The organism is Frateuria sp. sgz306004, from assembly GCF_057750885.1.
Window position 1 is genome coordinate 1 of record NZ_JBYLFE010000003.1, and the last position, 14,943, is coordinate 14,943.

The 14,943-nt window shown below is 63.7% G+C and carries 14 protein-coding genes; 13 read left to right on the forward strand and 1 reads right to left on the reverse strand.

The annotated features are described in order from the left end of the window. The first annotated feature begins 379 nt into the window (after positions 1-379). Together AC3G2C_RS06290 and glpK are read left to right on the forward strand one after the other, a co-directional pair. The gene (locus AC3G2C_RS06290) at positions 380-934 is read left to right on the forward strand and encodes a TIGR00645 family protein (protein ID WP_488384269.1); all 555 of its coding nucleotides are present in this window, start codon (positions 380-382) and stop codon (positions 932-934) included. Between the two features lie 91 nt (positions 935-1,025). Further along, on the forward strand, positions 1,026-2,525 hold the full coding sequence (glpK, locus tag AC3G2C_RS06295; RefSeq protein WP_488383776.1) for a glycerol kinase GlpK: 1,500 nt from the start codon (positions 1,026-1,028) through the stop codon (positions 2,523-2,525). A 55-nt stretch (positions 2,526-2,580) separates the two neighbouring features. Here the strand turns inward: glpK and AC3G2C_RS06300 are convergent, their stop codons facing one another. Next, entirely contained in the window at positions 2,581-3,516 is a 936-nt protein-coding gene (locus AC3G2C_RS06300; protein ID WP_488383777.1) for a carbohydrate kinase family protein, read from the reverse strand. Positions 3,517-3,776: 260 nt separating this feature from the next. On the opposite strand from AC3G2C_RS06300, the gene AC3G2C_RS06305 reads away from it, so the two are divergent. From AC3G2C_RS06305 to lipA, 11 genes are all read left to right on the forward strand, one after another. Further along, the gene (locus AC3G2C_RS06305; protein WP_019463564.1) at positions 3,777-4,823 is read left to right on the forward strand and encodes a rod shape-determining protein; all 1,047 of its coding nucleotides are present in this window, start codon (positions 3,777-3,779) and stop codon (positions 4,821-4,823) included. Between the two features lie 26 nt (positions 4,824-4,849). Then, positions 4,850-5,866, forward strand: a complete 1,017-nt coding sequence (gene mreC / locus AC3G2C_RS06310) for a rod shape-determining protein MreC (RefSeq protein WP_488383778.1) — start codon at positions 4,850-4,852, stop codon at positions 5,864-5,866. After that, positions 5,863-6,351, forward strand: a complete 489-nt coding sequence (gene mreD / locus AC3G2C_RS06315) for a rod shape-determining protein MreD (RefSeq protein ID WP_488383779.1) — start codon at positions 5,863-5,865, stop codon at positions 6,349-6,351. The genes mreC and mreD overlap by 4 nt, the downstream gene beginning before the upstream one ends. A 6-nt stretch (positions 6,352-6,357) precedes the next feature. Further along, on the forward strand, positions 6,358-8,388 hold the full coding sequence (mrdA, locus tag AC3G2C_RS06320; protein ID WP_488383780.1) for a penicillin-binding protein 2: 2,031 nt from the start codon (positions 6,358-6,360) through the stop codon (positions 8,386-8,388). Then, the gene (rodA, locus tag AC3G2C_RS06325) at positions 8,385-9,503 is read left to right on the forward strand and encodes a rod shape-determining protein RodA (protein WP_488383781.1); all 1,119 of its coding nucleotides are present in this window, start codon (positions 8,385-8,387) and stop codon (positions 9,501-9,503) included. Before mrdA ends, rodA begins: the two co-directional genes overlap by 4 nt. A gap of 89 nt (positions 9,504-9,592) precedes the next feature. Then, positions 9,593-10,606, forward strand: coding sequence for a lytic murein transglycosylase B (gene mltB / locus AC3G2C_RS06330; RefSeq protein ID WP_488383782.1), 1,014 nt, complete (start codon positions 9,593-9,595; stop codon positions 10,604-10,606). Beyond that, a complete protein-coding gene (locus AC3G2C_RS06335) occupies positions 10,603-11,538 on the forward strand; it encodes a septal ring lytic transglycosylase RlpA family protein (protein WP_488383783.1) in 936 nt (311 codons plus the stop codon). Before mltB ends, AC3G2C_RS06335 begins: the two co-directional genes overlap by 4 nt. 60 nt (positions 11,539-11,598) lie before the next feature. Continuing rightward, a complete protein-coding gene (locus AC3G2C_RS06340) occupies positions 11,599-12,831 on the forward strand; it encodes a D-alanyl-D-alanine carboxypeptidase family protein (RefSeq protein ID WP_488383784.1) in 1,233 nt (410 codons plus the stop codon). A 13-nt stretch (positions 12,832-12,844) separates the two neighbouring features. Next, positions 12,845-13,135, forward strand: a complete 291-nt coding sequence (locus AC3G2C_RS06345; protein WP_488383785.1) for a DUF493 family protein — start codon at positions 12,845-12,847, stop codon at positions 13,133-13,135. A 115-nt stretch (positions 13,136-13,250) separates the two neighbouring features. Next, the gene (lipB, locus tag AC3G2C_RS06350) at positions 13,251-13,919 is read left to right on the forward strand and encodes a lipoyl(octanoyl) transferase LipB (RefSeq protein WP_488383786.1); all 669 of its coding nucleotides are present in this window, start codon (positions 13,251-13,253) and stop codon (positions 13,917-13,919) included. A gap of 10 nt (positions 13,920-13,929) precedes the next feature. After that, the gene (gene lipA / locus AC3G2C_RS06355) at positions 13,930-14,928 is read left to right on the forward strand and encodes a lipoyl synthase (protein ID WP_488383787.1); all 999 of its coding nucleotides are present in this window, start codon (positions 13,930-13,932) and stop codon (positions 14,926-14,928) included. Positions 14,929-14,943 lie beyond the last annotated feature (15 nt).

Genomic DNA, 14,943 nt, shown 5'->3' on the forward strand with positions numbered 1-14,943 from the left:
GAAACGCAGCTGCGCCGATGGTAGTGTGAATCCTCATGCAAGAGTAGGTCACCGCCAGGGTCTTTATCCCTCAAACGCCTTCCCAATCGGGAAGGCGTTTGTCTTTGCGCGCTCCTAAAATGTTCGACGATCTCGACAATTGGCGCGCCGGTGGCGCGGAGGACCGCGACGAGCCTCAGCGGGGATTCGGCGGTGCGCCAATGCTCTTAGCGCCACGCGCGATACGAACCTATACGCGAGTCTGATTTCATCGCGACCGGGTTCCTGCTCTGACACGCACGGTGTGGGCTTTCCACGGCCTGAACGCCGCTTCGTCCGAGCACGTTCGATCACGCAAGAATTTGCGATCATGGGCGATTATTCGCCCGACATGACGCACATGACGACTCCATCCAAGGGCCGCCCGGGCCCACTCCCTTATCTGATTTTTTCTTCACGCTGGCTGCAGTTGCCGCTGTATCTCGGCTTGATCGTCGCTCAGGCGATTTATGTGGTGCAGTTTCTGCGTGAGCTATGGCATCTGGTCGACGCAACCTTGCTTGGTCACTTGGGCGATGGCGTCACCGCGGAGAGCGCGGAAACCACCATCATGCTCACAGTGCTTGGCCTGATTGATGTGGTGATGATCTCCAACCTGCTGGTAATGGTGATCGTGGGCGGTTACGAGACCTTCGTGTCCCGCTTGAGGCTGGAAGGGCACCCTGATCAGCCCGAATGGTTGTCGCATGTAAATGCCACGGTGCTGAAGGTCAAGTTGGCCATGGCCATCATCGGCATTTCGTCGATCCACCTGCTGGCCACCTTCATTAAGGCCGATACGCTTAGTTCACAGACGATCATGTGGCAAGTGGTGTTGCACTTGGCATTTGTGGTGTCGGCGATTGCCCTGGCGTACATCGATCGCATCATGCAACCACCTCAGGCTCACCATTGAATCTCAGCCTGCGTCGCGTCTGCGCGCGTCGCAGTAGGTCGATAGTTGTTGCTACGCTTGTCGCCCCTCCCCAAAGGCCGGAGCGTACGACGTGGAGCGGCGTTACATCCTTTCGCTGGACCAGGGCACCACCAGTTCCCGCGCGATCCTGTTCGACCACGCGGGCACCGTGGTGGGGACGGCGCAGCGGGAATTCGCGCAGATATTCCCTCAACCTGGTTGGGTGGAGCACAACCCGCGGGACATTCTCACCAGTGTTCTGGTGACCGTGACCGAGCTCCTGGCCAATACGCGCGTGGAACTGGCTGAGATCGCGGCCATCGGCATCACCAATCAACGTGAAACCACTGTGGTGTGGGATCGCGCAACCGGCGAGCCGATTCACAACGCGATCGTGTGGCAGTCGCGCCAAAGCGTGGAGATCTGCGAACAGCTCGCGCGCGACGGCCTGGATGGACTAGTCCGCGAACGCACGGGTTTGTTGATCGACGCCTATTTCTCGGCGACCAAGCTGCGTTGGATTCTCGATCACGTGGACGGCGCCCAGGCGCGGGCGGAGCGTGGCGACTTGTTGTTCGGCACGATCGACAGTTGGTTGATCTGGAATCTCAGCGGCGGGGCTGCACATGTCACGGACGTGAGCAATGCGGCGCGCACCTTGTTGTATGACATCCATCGTCGCCGGTGGGACGATGATCTCCTGCATGCGTTGCGTATTCCCCGAGCCATGCTGCCAGAGGTGCGCTCCAGCAGCGAAGTCTATGCCCACACGGCGCCGGCCCAGTTCTTCGGCGCGCGCATCCCCATTGCCGGTGCAGCGGGTGATCAGCAGGCCGCCTTGTTCGGTCAGGCGTGTTTTGAACCGGGCATGGCCAAGAACACCTACGGCACGGGTTGCTTCATGCTGATGCACACCGGTACGCAGGCTACGGTATCGAGCCACGGTCTGCTCACCACCATTGCCTGGCAGCTGGGTGACCGCGTGGACTATGCGCTGGAGGGCAGCATCTTTGTCGCGGGCTCGGTGATTCAATGGCTGCGCGATGGCTTGCGTATGCTCGGCAAGGCCAGCGATTCCCAGGCGTATGCAGAGCGCGTTGCATCCAGCGATGGCGTGTATATGGTGCCGGCGTTCGTCGGCCTCGGTGCACCGTATTGGCGCAGCGACGTTCGCGGTGCCGTTTTCGGGCTAAGCCGGGGCACCAGCAAGGAGCACTTTGTGCGCGCGGCATTGGAGTCGATGGCCTACCAGTCACGTGATGTATTGACTGCGATGGAGGCCGATGCGGGCATCACACTCACCGAGTTACGCGCGGATGGTGGTGCCATTGCCAACGATTTCATGGCGCAGTTCCAGAGCGACATGCTCGGCGTCCCGGTATTGCGTCCGCGTGTGCAGGAAACCACGGCGCTAGGGGCTGCGTACCTGGCGGGGCTTGCTGTGGGCTACTGGCGCGATCGCGGAGAAATCGCCGGCTTGTGGCAAATGGATCGTCGTTTTGCGCCGCAGATGCAGGAAGACGAGCGTGCGCGCTTGTATCGTGGCTGGCAGGACGCGGTGCATGCCACGATGGGCTTTCGCGTGACCTGAAACGGCAAGGCCCCGCTATCGGGGGCCTTGGTATTGCGTGTGTGTTCGATCAAGCTTAGTCGAGTGCGTAGCCGAATTGCTGCTGGAATTCGGCAGCGAACTGCGCGTAGTCGAAACGCTGGTTCTGCGTGCCCGGGTGCTCCACCTTCAGCGCGCCCATCAGCGACGCCATACGGCCGATGGTCGGCCAGTCCTTGCCTCCCATGATGCCGAAGATCAGGCCAGCACGATATGCGTCGCCGCAACCGGTGGGGTCGATGACCTGGCGTTCGCGTGCGGCGGGAATTTCATGCACGGTACCATCAGTGTGGATCAGCGACCCACGCGGGCCCTGCGTCACGATGTAAGCCTTCACGCGCGAGGCGATGTCTTGCGCGCTCCAGCCGGTGCGTTGCTGCAGCAACTGGGACTCGTAATCGTTGACGATGACATAGGTAGCCTTCTCGATCATCGAGCGGAACTCTGCGCCGTCGAACAACGGCATCGCCTGGCCCGGGTCGAAAATGAAGGGCACGCCGCGCGCGTGGAACTCGTCCACGTGCTGCAGCATGGCATCGCGACTGTCCGGTGCCACGATCGCAAAGCTGATCTCCGGAATGTCGCGCACGTGGTTTTCGTGTGCGCTGAGCATGGCGCCCGGATGGAAGGCTGTGATCTGGTTGTTGTCCAGGTCCGTGGTGATGAAGCACTGCGGCGTGAACTGGTCCTCGAACTCGCGCACGTAGTCCAGGCGGATGCCGCACTTTTCCATGTGCATGCGGTACGGACCGAAATCCTGGCCCACCGTGGCCACCGGCACCGGGTCGGCACCCAACAGCTTGAGGTTATAGGCGATATTGCCGGCGCAACCGCCGAATTCGCGGCGCATCCGCGGCACCAGGAACGACACGTTCAGGATGTGCACCTGATCGGGCAGGATGTGGTTCTTGAACTGGTCCTGGAACACCATGATGGTGTCGTAGGCGAGCGATCCGCAGATGACGGCAGACATGATGCGAGGATGTTCCCTGGCAGATGAACGGACAGGCCGGGTAACGGGCGGACCCGCCCGGCTCAAAGTTCCAGATCATACCTTTATTGGGCCCGGCTCGCGACTTTCTTGCGACCATGGAGGGCACAAGGATGATCCCAAAACACGCATATCATCGCGTAGGAAAAGGCTTTCTTAACGAGATTGTCCTTGCGATACGGGGGTTTACTGACTAGACTGGCGCGCTTACTTTTTAGCCACAGCCGGCGCGCGGCGGACCCATGTTCAAGAAGTTTCGCGGATTTTTCTCCAACGACATTTCAATCGACCTTGGCACGGCCAATACCCTCATTTACGTGCGGGGCCAGGGCATCGTCCTGAATGAACCGTCGGTGGTAGCGATCCGCCAGGATCGTGGCCCGGGTGGCCCGCGCGCAGTGGCCGCCGTCGGTAGCGACGCCAAGAAGATGCTGGGTCGCACGCCGGGCAATATCGCCACGGTGCGCCCGATGAAGGACGGCGTGATCGCCAACTTCTCCATGACCGAGGCCATGCTGCAGCACTTCATCAAGCAAGTGCACAAGTCGCGCATGTTGCGTCCCAGCCCGCGCGTGCTGGTGTGCGTGCCCTGCGGCTCGACCCAGGTAGAGCGTCGCGCCATCAAGGAATCGGCCGAAGGCGCCGGTGCCCGTGATGTGTTCCTGATCGAAGAGCCCATGGCCGCCGCGATCGGCGCCGGCATTCCGGTGCATGAGGCGCGCGGCTCGATGGTGCTGGATATCGGCGGCGGTACCTCCGAAGTGGCGGTGATCTCGCTGAACGGCATCGTCTACTCGCAGTCCGTGCGCGTGGGCGGCGACCGCTTCGACGAAGCCATCATCAACTACGTGCGCCGCAACCACGGCACGCTGATCGGCGAATCCACCGCCGAGCGCATCAAGCTTGAGATTGGCTGCGCCTTCCCGCAGACGGATGTGAAGGAGATCGAGATCTCCGGTCGCAACCTCGCCGAGGGTGTGCCGCGCATGTTCACCATCAACTCCAACGAAGTGCTTGAAGCGCTGCACGAGCCGTTGTCCGGCATCGTGGCAGCGGTCAAGTCGGCGCTGGAGCAGACTCCGCCGGAGCTGTGCTCCGACGTGGCCGAGCGCGGTATCGTGCTCACGGGCGGCGGCGCGCTGCTGCGTGACCTGGATCGCCTGATCTCCGAGGAAACCGGCCTGCATGTGCAGGTGGCCGATGAGCCGCTCACTTGCGTGGCGCGTGGCGGTGGCAAGGCGCTGGAGCTGATCGATCAGCACGGCAGCGACTTCTTCGCTCCGGAATAAGTCACGCGATCGGGGGCGGGTAAACCATGGCGCTTGCGCGCGAGGAGTCCTCGCCCCTGTTTGCCGGCACGGCTGCCGGTACGCTGCGTCTCATGCTGTATCTGGCGCTGGCCATGGTGCTGATGGTGCTCGACCATCGCAATGGCTGGATTTGGCGCCTGCGCTACACCACCTCCGTATTGGTCGAGCCGGTCTACCGGCTGGCTAGCTTGCCGGCCACCGGCATGCGCGCGATGAGCGTGGCCTTTGCTGACCGTAGCCGCCTCACCGAGCAGAACCAGCGCCTGCGCGAAGACCTGCTGCTGGCCAACGCCAAGCTCAACCGCATGGCGGCCGTGGCCGAACAGAACCAGCGCCTGAAAGAGCTGCTCGATACCCAGCACAGTCTGGAACTCAACGTGCAGCTCGCCCGCGTGATCGATGTGGACCTAGGCACCGCGCGTCACCGCATGATGCTCAATATGGGTGCCCGCGACGGCGTGAAGAGCGGCCAGGTGGTGATCGATGCGCACGGCGTGATGGGGCAGGTGGTGGAAGTAATGCCGCGCAGTTCGCTGGTCATGCTGGTTACTGACCCCGACCACGCTATTCCGGTGGTGATCGAACGCACCGGCTTGCGCACCGTGGCCTACGGTTCCCGCGATGGCGGCCTGCTCAGCCTGCCCAACATCTCCATGGCGGCCGACGTGCATCCCGGCGACAAGCTACTTACCTCCGGCCTGGGTGGCCGATTCCCGCCAGGTTTCCCGGTAGGCGAAATCGAGAGCGTGGAGCCTGCCGCCTCGGGCATGTTTCTTGAGGGGCGCGCGCGCCCTACCGCAGACCTTGATCGCAGCGAGGATGTGCTCTTGCTGCATGACCTAGCCGAGCCCGTTGGGCCGCCTGAGCCGGCATCCCCGGCCGGCCCACCAGCCGATCTCGCGACACCCGTGGTGCCGGCGCCATCGGCGAGCGGTGCGGCGCCTGCGCGTGCGAGCGCCGCCCCGGCGGCTTCCGCACCTTCCTCGCCGAACAGTGACGCTTCCGCGGTGCAGCAGCCATGAGCAAGCCGCGTATCAGCCTGCTCTGGTTCGTGGGCACCCTGGTGTTTGCCGTGCTGTCCATGCTGGTGCCACTGCCGGCGCCGCTGCAGCCGTTCAAGCCCTATTGGCCGGCTTTGTTCCTGCTGTACTGGGCGCTGGAGGCGGGCGACCAGCGCGTAAATCTGGGCCTGGCCTTCTGCATTGGCCTGTGCGCAGATCTGCTTGATGGCGTGCTGCTTGGCGAGCAGGCCATGCGCTTATGTGCGTTGGTGTTCATCGTGCTGCGCTTTCGCTCGCGCCTGCGCTTCTTTCCGATGTGGCAGCAGACCTTGGCAGTGCTCGCGCTACTGCTCAACGACCGCGTATTGCTGCTCATCGTGCGTACCTTTGCCGGCGAATCGCTGCCGCCGGCCAGCTGGTGGTTCTCGCCCTTCGTGGGCGCCGCGCTTTGGCCGTTCCTGTTCTTGCTGATGGACGACCTGCGCATGCGTTTGCGCATCCAATAAGCCGTCATGGCCCTCCACCGACGCTCGATCAAGGATTCCCGCGGCGAAAGCACGCTGTTTCGCATGCGCGCGCTGGTGGGTTTTGCCTTGATCCTGGTGGGCCTCAGCGCCCTAGTAGTGCGCTATAGCTATCTACAGGTACAGCGACACAACGAGTTCGCGTTGCGTTCGGAGAACAATCGCGTCAAGCCGCGCGCGATTCCGCCGGCACGCGGTCTGATCTTCGACCGCAATGGCGTGCTGCTGGCCGACAACGTGCCCGCGTTCCGCCTGGAAGTAGTGCCCGAGCAGGTGCCGGACATGAACGCACTGCTCGCCCAGATCCGTGACGTGGTGCCCCTGGGTGACGACGATATCGACGCCTTCAAGAAGCAGCTCAAGCAGAATCGTCGCTTCGATAGTGTGCCGCTCAAGCTGCGCCTCACCGAAGACGAGATCGCCCGCTTCGCCATCAATCGCTGGCGCTTCCCTGGCGTGGACGTGGTGCCTTACCTCACCCGGCGTTACCCGTTTGGGCCGCTGTTCGCGCATGTGGTGGGCTATGTGGGGCGCATCGACGCCGATGACCTTGGCCGGCTCGATGCCGACCGTTACAAGGGCACCAGCCATGTGGGTCGCAGTGGCCTGGAGCGCTCCTACGAAAACTTACTGCACGGCGAACCGGGTTACGAACTGGTGGAGGTGAATGCCGACGGTCGTACTCAGCGCGTGCTGGAGACGCACGCGCCCACGCCAGGCAAGAACCTGTATCTCAGCATCGACGTGCGCGTGCAAAAGGCCGCTACCGATGCATTCCAGGGGCGCCCCGGTTCCGCTGTGGCCATTGACCCGCGCAATGGCCAGGTCATGGCGATGGTCAGCGTGCCGAGCTACGACCCCAATCTGTTCGTCAACGGCATCAGCAAGGCCGATTACACCGCCTACACCACGGCGGAAGACAAGCCGTTGCTTAACCGTGCACTCAAGAGCGCTTACCCGCCAGGCTCCACCGTGAAGCCGTATCTGGCTTTGGGAGGTCTGGAGCTGGGTTTGCGCCGCCCGGAGGACACCGTTCTGTCCACCGGTGAGTTCTGCATACCGGGCCAGCAGCGCTGCTATCGCGACGACGAGCGCGGCGGCAACGGCGTGGTGAACATGGTGCGGGCGATCCAGCTCTCCACCAACACCTATTTCTACAAGCTCGCCTTGGACATGGGCATCGATCGTCTGTCGTCCTGGATGGGCAGTTTGGGCTTTGGCAAGAAGACGGGCATCGATCTCGAAGGCGAGGCCGTGGGCATCCTGCCGTCACGCGAATGGAAGGCCACGCGCAGCAAATACGGCTGGTTCCCCGGCGAAACGGTCATTGCCGGCATTGGCCAGGGCTATTGGAACGTGACCACGCTGCAGCTGGCGCATGTCACCGCCACCTTTGCCGGTCACGGCACACCGTATGCACCGCGACTGGTCATGGCGACGGCCGCGGTGAAGGAAAAGCCCGTGGCGCTGCCCAATCCACCCACCGGCCCTTCGGTGATCCGCAAGCCCAACGACTGGAACGTGGTGAATCAGGGCATGGAGGCCGTGGTTGCCGCCGGTACGGCCAAGACGATCTTCATCGGCTTCCCCTATCAGGTGGCTGGCAAGAGCGGTACGGCGGAGCGCTTCTCCCGCCGCACCAACGACTACGACACCAACAAGAACACCACTTATCTTGCGCAGCGCCACCGCGCCTGGTTCATTGGCTACACGCCCACCGAGGCGCCGCGTATCGCCGTGGCGGCCATGCTCGAAGCGGGCGCGTGGGGCGCGGCCGACGCGGGCCCCATCGTGCGCAAGATCATGGAGGCCTGGATTGCCTCGCAAGGCGGCGCTGTGCCAGCCCGAAACGTGCCGGAGACCAGTGTGCCCGGCGTGCCGACGGCGTCGCCAACGGAAGCATCGCCCCCGGAAGCGCAGCCCGAGGACGTCCCCGTGGCCACGCCGGCGGATCTTCCGGCAGGCGTTCCCTCCGAAAGCAGCAGTTCGCCGTCGCCCGACGACGGAGGCACCCCATGATCGACGCCCTTCAAGTGCGCCTGACCCAATTCCTGCGCCGCATGATGACGCGGCCGCGCATCGACCTGCCGCTCGCCTTCGGGTTGTTTGCTTTGGTGATCGTCGGTCTGATGACGCTCTACAGCGCCAGTGGCGGCAACATGGCGATGATCGGTGGCCAGGCCGCGCGCTTTGCCATGGGCGCAGGCCTGATGTTGCTGATCTCTCGCATCCCGCCCCAATTGCTGCGCGCCTGGACGCCCTGGCTCTACGCCGGCTGCGTCACGCTGCTGCTGGTCGTGGCGGCGGTGGGTGAGATCCGCAGCGGCTCCAAGCGTTGGCTCAATCTGGGCGTCATGTCGTTCCAGCCGTCGGAGCTGCTCAAGCTGGCCATGCCGATGATGGTGGCGTGGTACCTGCACCCGCGTCAGTTGCCGCCAAGCTGGAAGGACATCGTGGTGGTGGGCATCCTCATTGCCATTCCGGCTGGCTTGATCGCCGAACAGCCCGACCTGGGTACGGCCTTGCTGGTAGCCGCGGGCGGCGCCTTTGCGCTGTTCCTTTCGGGCATGCGCTGGTGGAAGATCGGCAGCTTGCTGGCCGCCGTGGGTGCACTGATTCCGGTGGCGTGGCACTTCCTGCACGATTACCAGCGCAATCGCGTGCTGACCCTGCTCGATCCGGAGTCCGACCCACTAGGTAACGGCTGGCACATCATCCAGTCGCAGATCGCCGTGGGTTCGGGTGGCTTGTTCGGCAAGGGCTGGCAGCATGGCACGCAATCCCGCCTGGATTTCCTGCCCGAACACACTACGGACTTTATTTTCGCCGTGTTCGCCGAAGAGTTTGGCCTGGTCGGCGTGATCGGCGTGATGCTGCTGTACGCCTTCATCATCGGGCGCTGCCTGTGGATCGCCATGGAGGCGCGCGATACGTACTCGCGCCTGCTGGCCGGCGCCATCGGCATGAGTTTCTTCGTCTACGTGTTCGTCAATGGCGGCATGGTGTCGGGCATGTTGCCGGTGGTGGGCGTACCGATGCCGCTGGTGAGTTACGGCGGCACCTCGGCCGTGTCGCTACTCACCGGTTTCGGCGTGCTCATGTCGATCTACGCACACCGCAAGATCCACGACTGATCCGGGCAAAAGACCTCCAAAATGGGCGGTTTATGCTCGCGCGCGTGCTAGGCTTGGGCTTGTAGCCGTTCCTGACAGTGAAGTCATTCATGCCCTCGATGCCCGCGTCGCTGCCGACTCGTCGTTTCGTTGCTGCGTTGAGCTTGATGCTCGCCGCCGTATGTTCCCCGCTCCTTGCGCAAACCCATCCGGGGCAGGAGCAATTGGTCCGTGAGGTGGCCAAGGACACCGGCAAGGATCCGCAGGCCGTCAGTGCCTTGCTCGACGGCGCCAAGAAGCAACAAAGCATCCTCGATGCGATCAGCCGGCCGGCCGAGGCCAAGCCCTGGAAGGATTACAGGCCGATCTTCCTCACGCCGCAGCGCATCAACGAAGGCATTGCCTTCTACCGCCAGCATCGAGCGCTCCTCGAACGCATCGGTCAGCAATACGGCGTGGCGCCTGAGTACATCGTGTCGATCATCGGCGTGGAGACCTATTACGGTCGCAACACCGGCAAGTACAAGGTGCTCGATGCGCTGGTGACGCTGGGGCTGTACTACCCGCCGCGCGCGACCTTTTTCCGGTCCGAGCTGAAGACCCTGCTTGAGCTTCCCGATAACCATCTGGCCGGTCCGGTGGATACGCTCACCGGCTCCTATGCCGGCGCGCAGGGCTGGGGCCAGTTCATGCCCTCCAGCATCCGCGACTACGCCGTGGATGCCGATGGCGATGGTCATATCGACTTGAAAAACTCACTGCCGGACATCTTCGCCAGCGTGGCCAATTACTTCGCCAAGCATGGTTGGCAGACCGGAGGCATGGTTGCCGCACCGGCGCGGGCCGACGGCGCGGCTCGCCCGATCAGCGTGAAGGACTCCAAGCCGCAGTGGGCGGTGGAGCAACTGGTTGCCTGGGGCTACGCGCCGGTGCAATCGATCAATCCGGGGCAGCCCACCAGCCTGCAATCGCTGGATGGCGCCGACGGCAAGGAATACTGGTTTACCTTCCAGAATTTCTACGTGATCACGACCTACAACCGTAGCCCGCTGTACGCCCTGGCGGTGCATCAGCTGGCTCAGGCCATCGCCGAAGGCGTGCGCACACCGGAAGCCACGCAATGACGTGGCGGCTGGCGCTGTCGCTTTTGCTGATCGCGCTGCTTGCCGGATGCAGCGGCAACAAGTCTCGTCCCTCCGCCAGTCATGGCGGTTCGGTGACGCGGGGAACGTCGTCGTCCTCATCGTCCTCTTCCAGCGGGCGCGGCAGCATTTACGACGACACCAGCCGCCCGCAGAGCAGCCGCTACCGCGACAACAGCGACAGCGTGCCCGACGGCCCTCCGCCCGATGTGAGCAAACTGCCCGAGCCAATCCCCAAGGTCGAGCCGCGCGCGCTGTACGGCAACAAATCACCCTATAGCGTGCTGGGGCAAACCTACAATGTGTTGCCCAGCCCGGCAGGTTATGTGGAGCGCGGCATTGCCTCGTTCTACGGCAACAAGTTCCACGGGTACAAAACCTCGAGCCTCGAGGAATACGACATGTACCAGTTCACCGCCGCGCACAAGACGCTGCCGCTGCCCAGTTATGCGCGCGTGACCAACTTGGAGAACGGCAAGAGCGTGATCGTGCGCATCAACGATCGCGGACCGTTCCACGATAACCGCCTGATCGATTTGTCCTTTGCTGCCGCGGTGAAAATCGGCGTATGGCCCAAGGGCACTGGCTTGGTGGAGGTGCGCGCCATCGATCCCAGCCAACCTTTGAACGCCCAGACCCTGCCGCCGCCTCCGCCGGCGCCCAAACCGGCCAGCCCGGGGCCAGGAATTTTCCTGCAGGTGGGCGCATTCTCAGACATCGGCAACGCCGAGCGCGTGGCCCAGCAGCTGCGTTCGGCCAATTTTGCGCCGGTACAGGTGGTGAATGCGCAAATCAACGGCCGCACTATCCGGCGCGTGCGCGTTGGCCCCCTGGCTAGCGTCGACCAGGCCGACGATGTCACCTCGCGTATCGAAGGTATGGGGCTGCCGCGGCCGCAGGTCGCGGTAGACTGAGTGATTGAAATGCGACGGCGTCTCACGCGCCGTCATACTGCTATTGGATTGAACCGAACGATGAATCTGATCCGCCGTACCCTGTCCACGCTCGCCGTCGCCGCCCTGGTCGCCGGTACCGCTTTCGCCCAGCAGACCCCGCCGCATCCCGCGCCGGTACCTCGTCCGGTCATGCCCGAGGCGCCGGTGCCGCCGCCGCCGGATGTGGATGGCAAGGCCTGGGTACTGATGGATTACGCCACCGGCCAGATCCTTGCCTCCAAGGAACCGGACACCCGTGTGGAGCCGGCCTCGATCACCAAGATCATGACCGACTACGTGGTTTCGGCCGAGGTGGCCAACGGCAAGATCAAGATGACCGACCCGGTCAACATCAGCGAAAACGCCTGGCGTGGCGGCGGTGCGGGCACGGATGGTTCCACCAGCTTCCTCAAGCTCAACAGCCAGGTGCCGCTGAAGGATCTGCTCTACGGCCTGATCATCCAGTCGGGTAACGATGCCGCCATTGCGTTGGCCGAACACACCGCCGGCTCCGAGCCAGCGTTCGCCAACCTCATGAATGCCTATGCCAAGCAGCTGGGCATGACCAACTCCAACTTCCAGAACGCGTCGGGCTACCCGATCGCCAACCACTACACCACGGCGCGCGACATCGCGATTCTTTCGCGCGCGCTGATCCATGATTTCCCGGAGGACTACGCCATCTCCGCGATCAAGGACTTCGAGTGGAATGGCATCAAGCAGCACAACCGCAACCTGCTGTTGTGGCGTGACCCGACCGTGGACGGCATCAAGACCGGTCACACCGCCGCCGCCGGTTACTGCCTGGCCGCCTCGGCCAAGCAGGGCGACTCGCGCATGATCGCCATCGTCATGGGCTCCACCAACGAGAAGAGCCGCGCCGATGCCGCGCTGGCGCTGATGAACTACGGTTTCCGCTTCTACGAAACTCACAAGCTCTACGACGCCAGCAAGCCGCTCGCCACGCCCAAGCTGTGGAAGGGCCAGAGCAACGAGCTGCCGCTGGGCGTGGCGGACAACGTGCTGGTGACCGTCAAGCGTGGCGATTACGACAAGCTCAAGGCCACCATGGATATTCCCGCCACCCTGATCGCCCCGTTCACCAAGGGCCAGCAGGTGGGTACGCTGCGCATTACCCTGGACGGCCAGCCGGTGCAGAATGTGCCGCTGATCGCCCTGGCCGATGCGCCTCAGGGTGGCTTCTTCACCCGTCTGTGGGACAGCATCATGCTGTGGTTCCACAGCGACAAGAAGCCCGACGCCGCCAAGTGATGGAGGAAGCGTGATGCAAGATATCGACACCATCCAGGCCCAGCAGGAGGGCCAGGGCTTCCAGTTTCCCGGCGAGTTCGAGATCACCGCCATGGGCAACGCCAGCGCGGACCTGAAAACCCGCGTGCCGCAGTTGCTGGAAGGCATTGGCGTGAAAGTGCTGCACGAGACGGTCAAGCACCGCCACTCGCGTGAAGGCAACTTCATCTCCGTCACCGTGAGTTTTCACTGTGACACGCGCGAGCAGTACGACATGGCCCACACGGTGCTGCGCGCCGATCCGGACATCCGTTACACGCTGTAAAGACCCTCCTGGCCCCGGCGGGCGCTGTCCCGCCCGGGCCCGTGGTGACTTCCAGCCCTTGCAAGGGCTGGCCCACGACCGCAGATAATCGGCTCCATCCCCAGGTTTTGCCCCCATGTCCCTGCCGCTCAAAGTCCGTCGCCTCGGTCGCCAGCCTTACGCCGCGACCTGGGAGGCCATGAGCCAATTCACCAACAACCGGGGCCCTGATACCCCCGACGAGCTCTGGCTGCTGGAACACGACCCCGTGTTCACCCTCGGCCAGGCCGGCAAGCCGGAGCATGTGCTGGCGCCGGGCGACATTCCGGTGGTGCAGGTGGATCGCGGCGGACAGGTCACCTACCACGGCCCCGGCCAGATCGTGGGTTACCCGCTGATCGACCTGCGTCGTGCTGGCGTGAGCGTGCGCGAGCTGGTCAACAAAATCGAGCAGGCCATCATCGACACCCTGGGGCACTGGAACATCGGCGCCGATCGCCTGGAGGGCGCTCCGGGCGTCTACGTGGCCGGCGCCAAGGTGGCGGCCCTGGGCCTGCGAGTGCGCCGAGGCTGCAGTTTCCATGGGCTGGCCTTCAACGTGGACATGGACCTGGAGCCATATCACCGCATCAATCCGTGCGGTTACAAGGGCTTGGCGGTCACGCAAGTGCTAGACTTAGGCGGCCCGTCGCGCCTGGCGGAGGTCGAAGACACCCTGGTGGAAGAGTTCTGCCGCCAATTCGGTTTCGACGCTGAGCCGGCCGCCCCCATACTCCCTGAACTACCCGCTCGCGTAGCGGTCTGAGTCTGCCTACATGAGCGATATGTCCACCTCCAAGGCCATCCCGATCAGCGTCGTCGCCGGCGCGCCCGAGAAGCAACTGGGCAACGACAAGATCGGCCTGAACCGTGCTGGCTTCGACGCCAGCGTGCCCACCTTGCGCAAGCCGAGCTGGATCCGCGTGCGACTGCCGCAGGGCAATGCCGTGCAGCAGCTCAAGTCGCGCCTGCGCGAGAACTCGCTGGTCACGGTGTGCGAGGAAGCCTCCTGCCCGAACATCCACGAGTGCTTCAGCAAGGGCACGGCCACGTTCATGATCCTGGGCGAGGTGTGCACCCGCCGCTGCTCGTTCTGCGACGTCGCGCACGGCCGCCCAGCCGCCCCCGATCCGCTGGAGCCGGCACGCCTGGCCGAGACCATCCGCGACATGCGCCTGCGCTACGTGGTGATCACCTCGGTGGACCGCGACGACCTGCGCGACGGCGGCGCTGAGCATTTCGCTGCCTGCATCCGCGCGGTGCGCCACGCCAGCCCGGACATCCGCATCGAGATCCTCACGCCCGACTTCCGCGGCAAGGGCCGTATGGAGCGCGCGCTGGAAGTGCTCAAGGATTTCCCGCCGGACGTGTTCAACCACAACCTGGAAACCGTGCCGCACCTGTACCGCGAAGTGCGTCCGGGCGCCGACTACCAGTGGTCGCTGGATCTGCTCAAGCGCTTCAAGGCGCAGCATCCCGAGGTGCCCACCAAGTCCGGCATCATGCTTGGCCTGGGTGAAACCATGGACCAGGTGCTGGAAACCATGCGCGACTTGCGCGCGCACGATGTGGACATGATCACCATCGGTCAGTACCTGCAGCCTACGCCGCATCATCACCCGGTGGTCCGCTACTGGACGCCGGAAGAGTTCGAATCCCTGCGCGAAGCGGGCGAGGCGATGGGTTTCCATCACGTCGCCTCCGGTCCGCTGGTTCGTTCTTCCTACCACGCTGACCTGCAGGCTCACGCCGCAGGTGTCACCGAGCACGCCTAACCGATCTGGCACGCC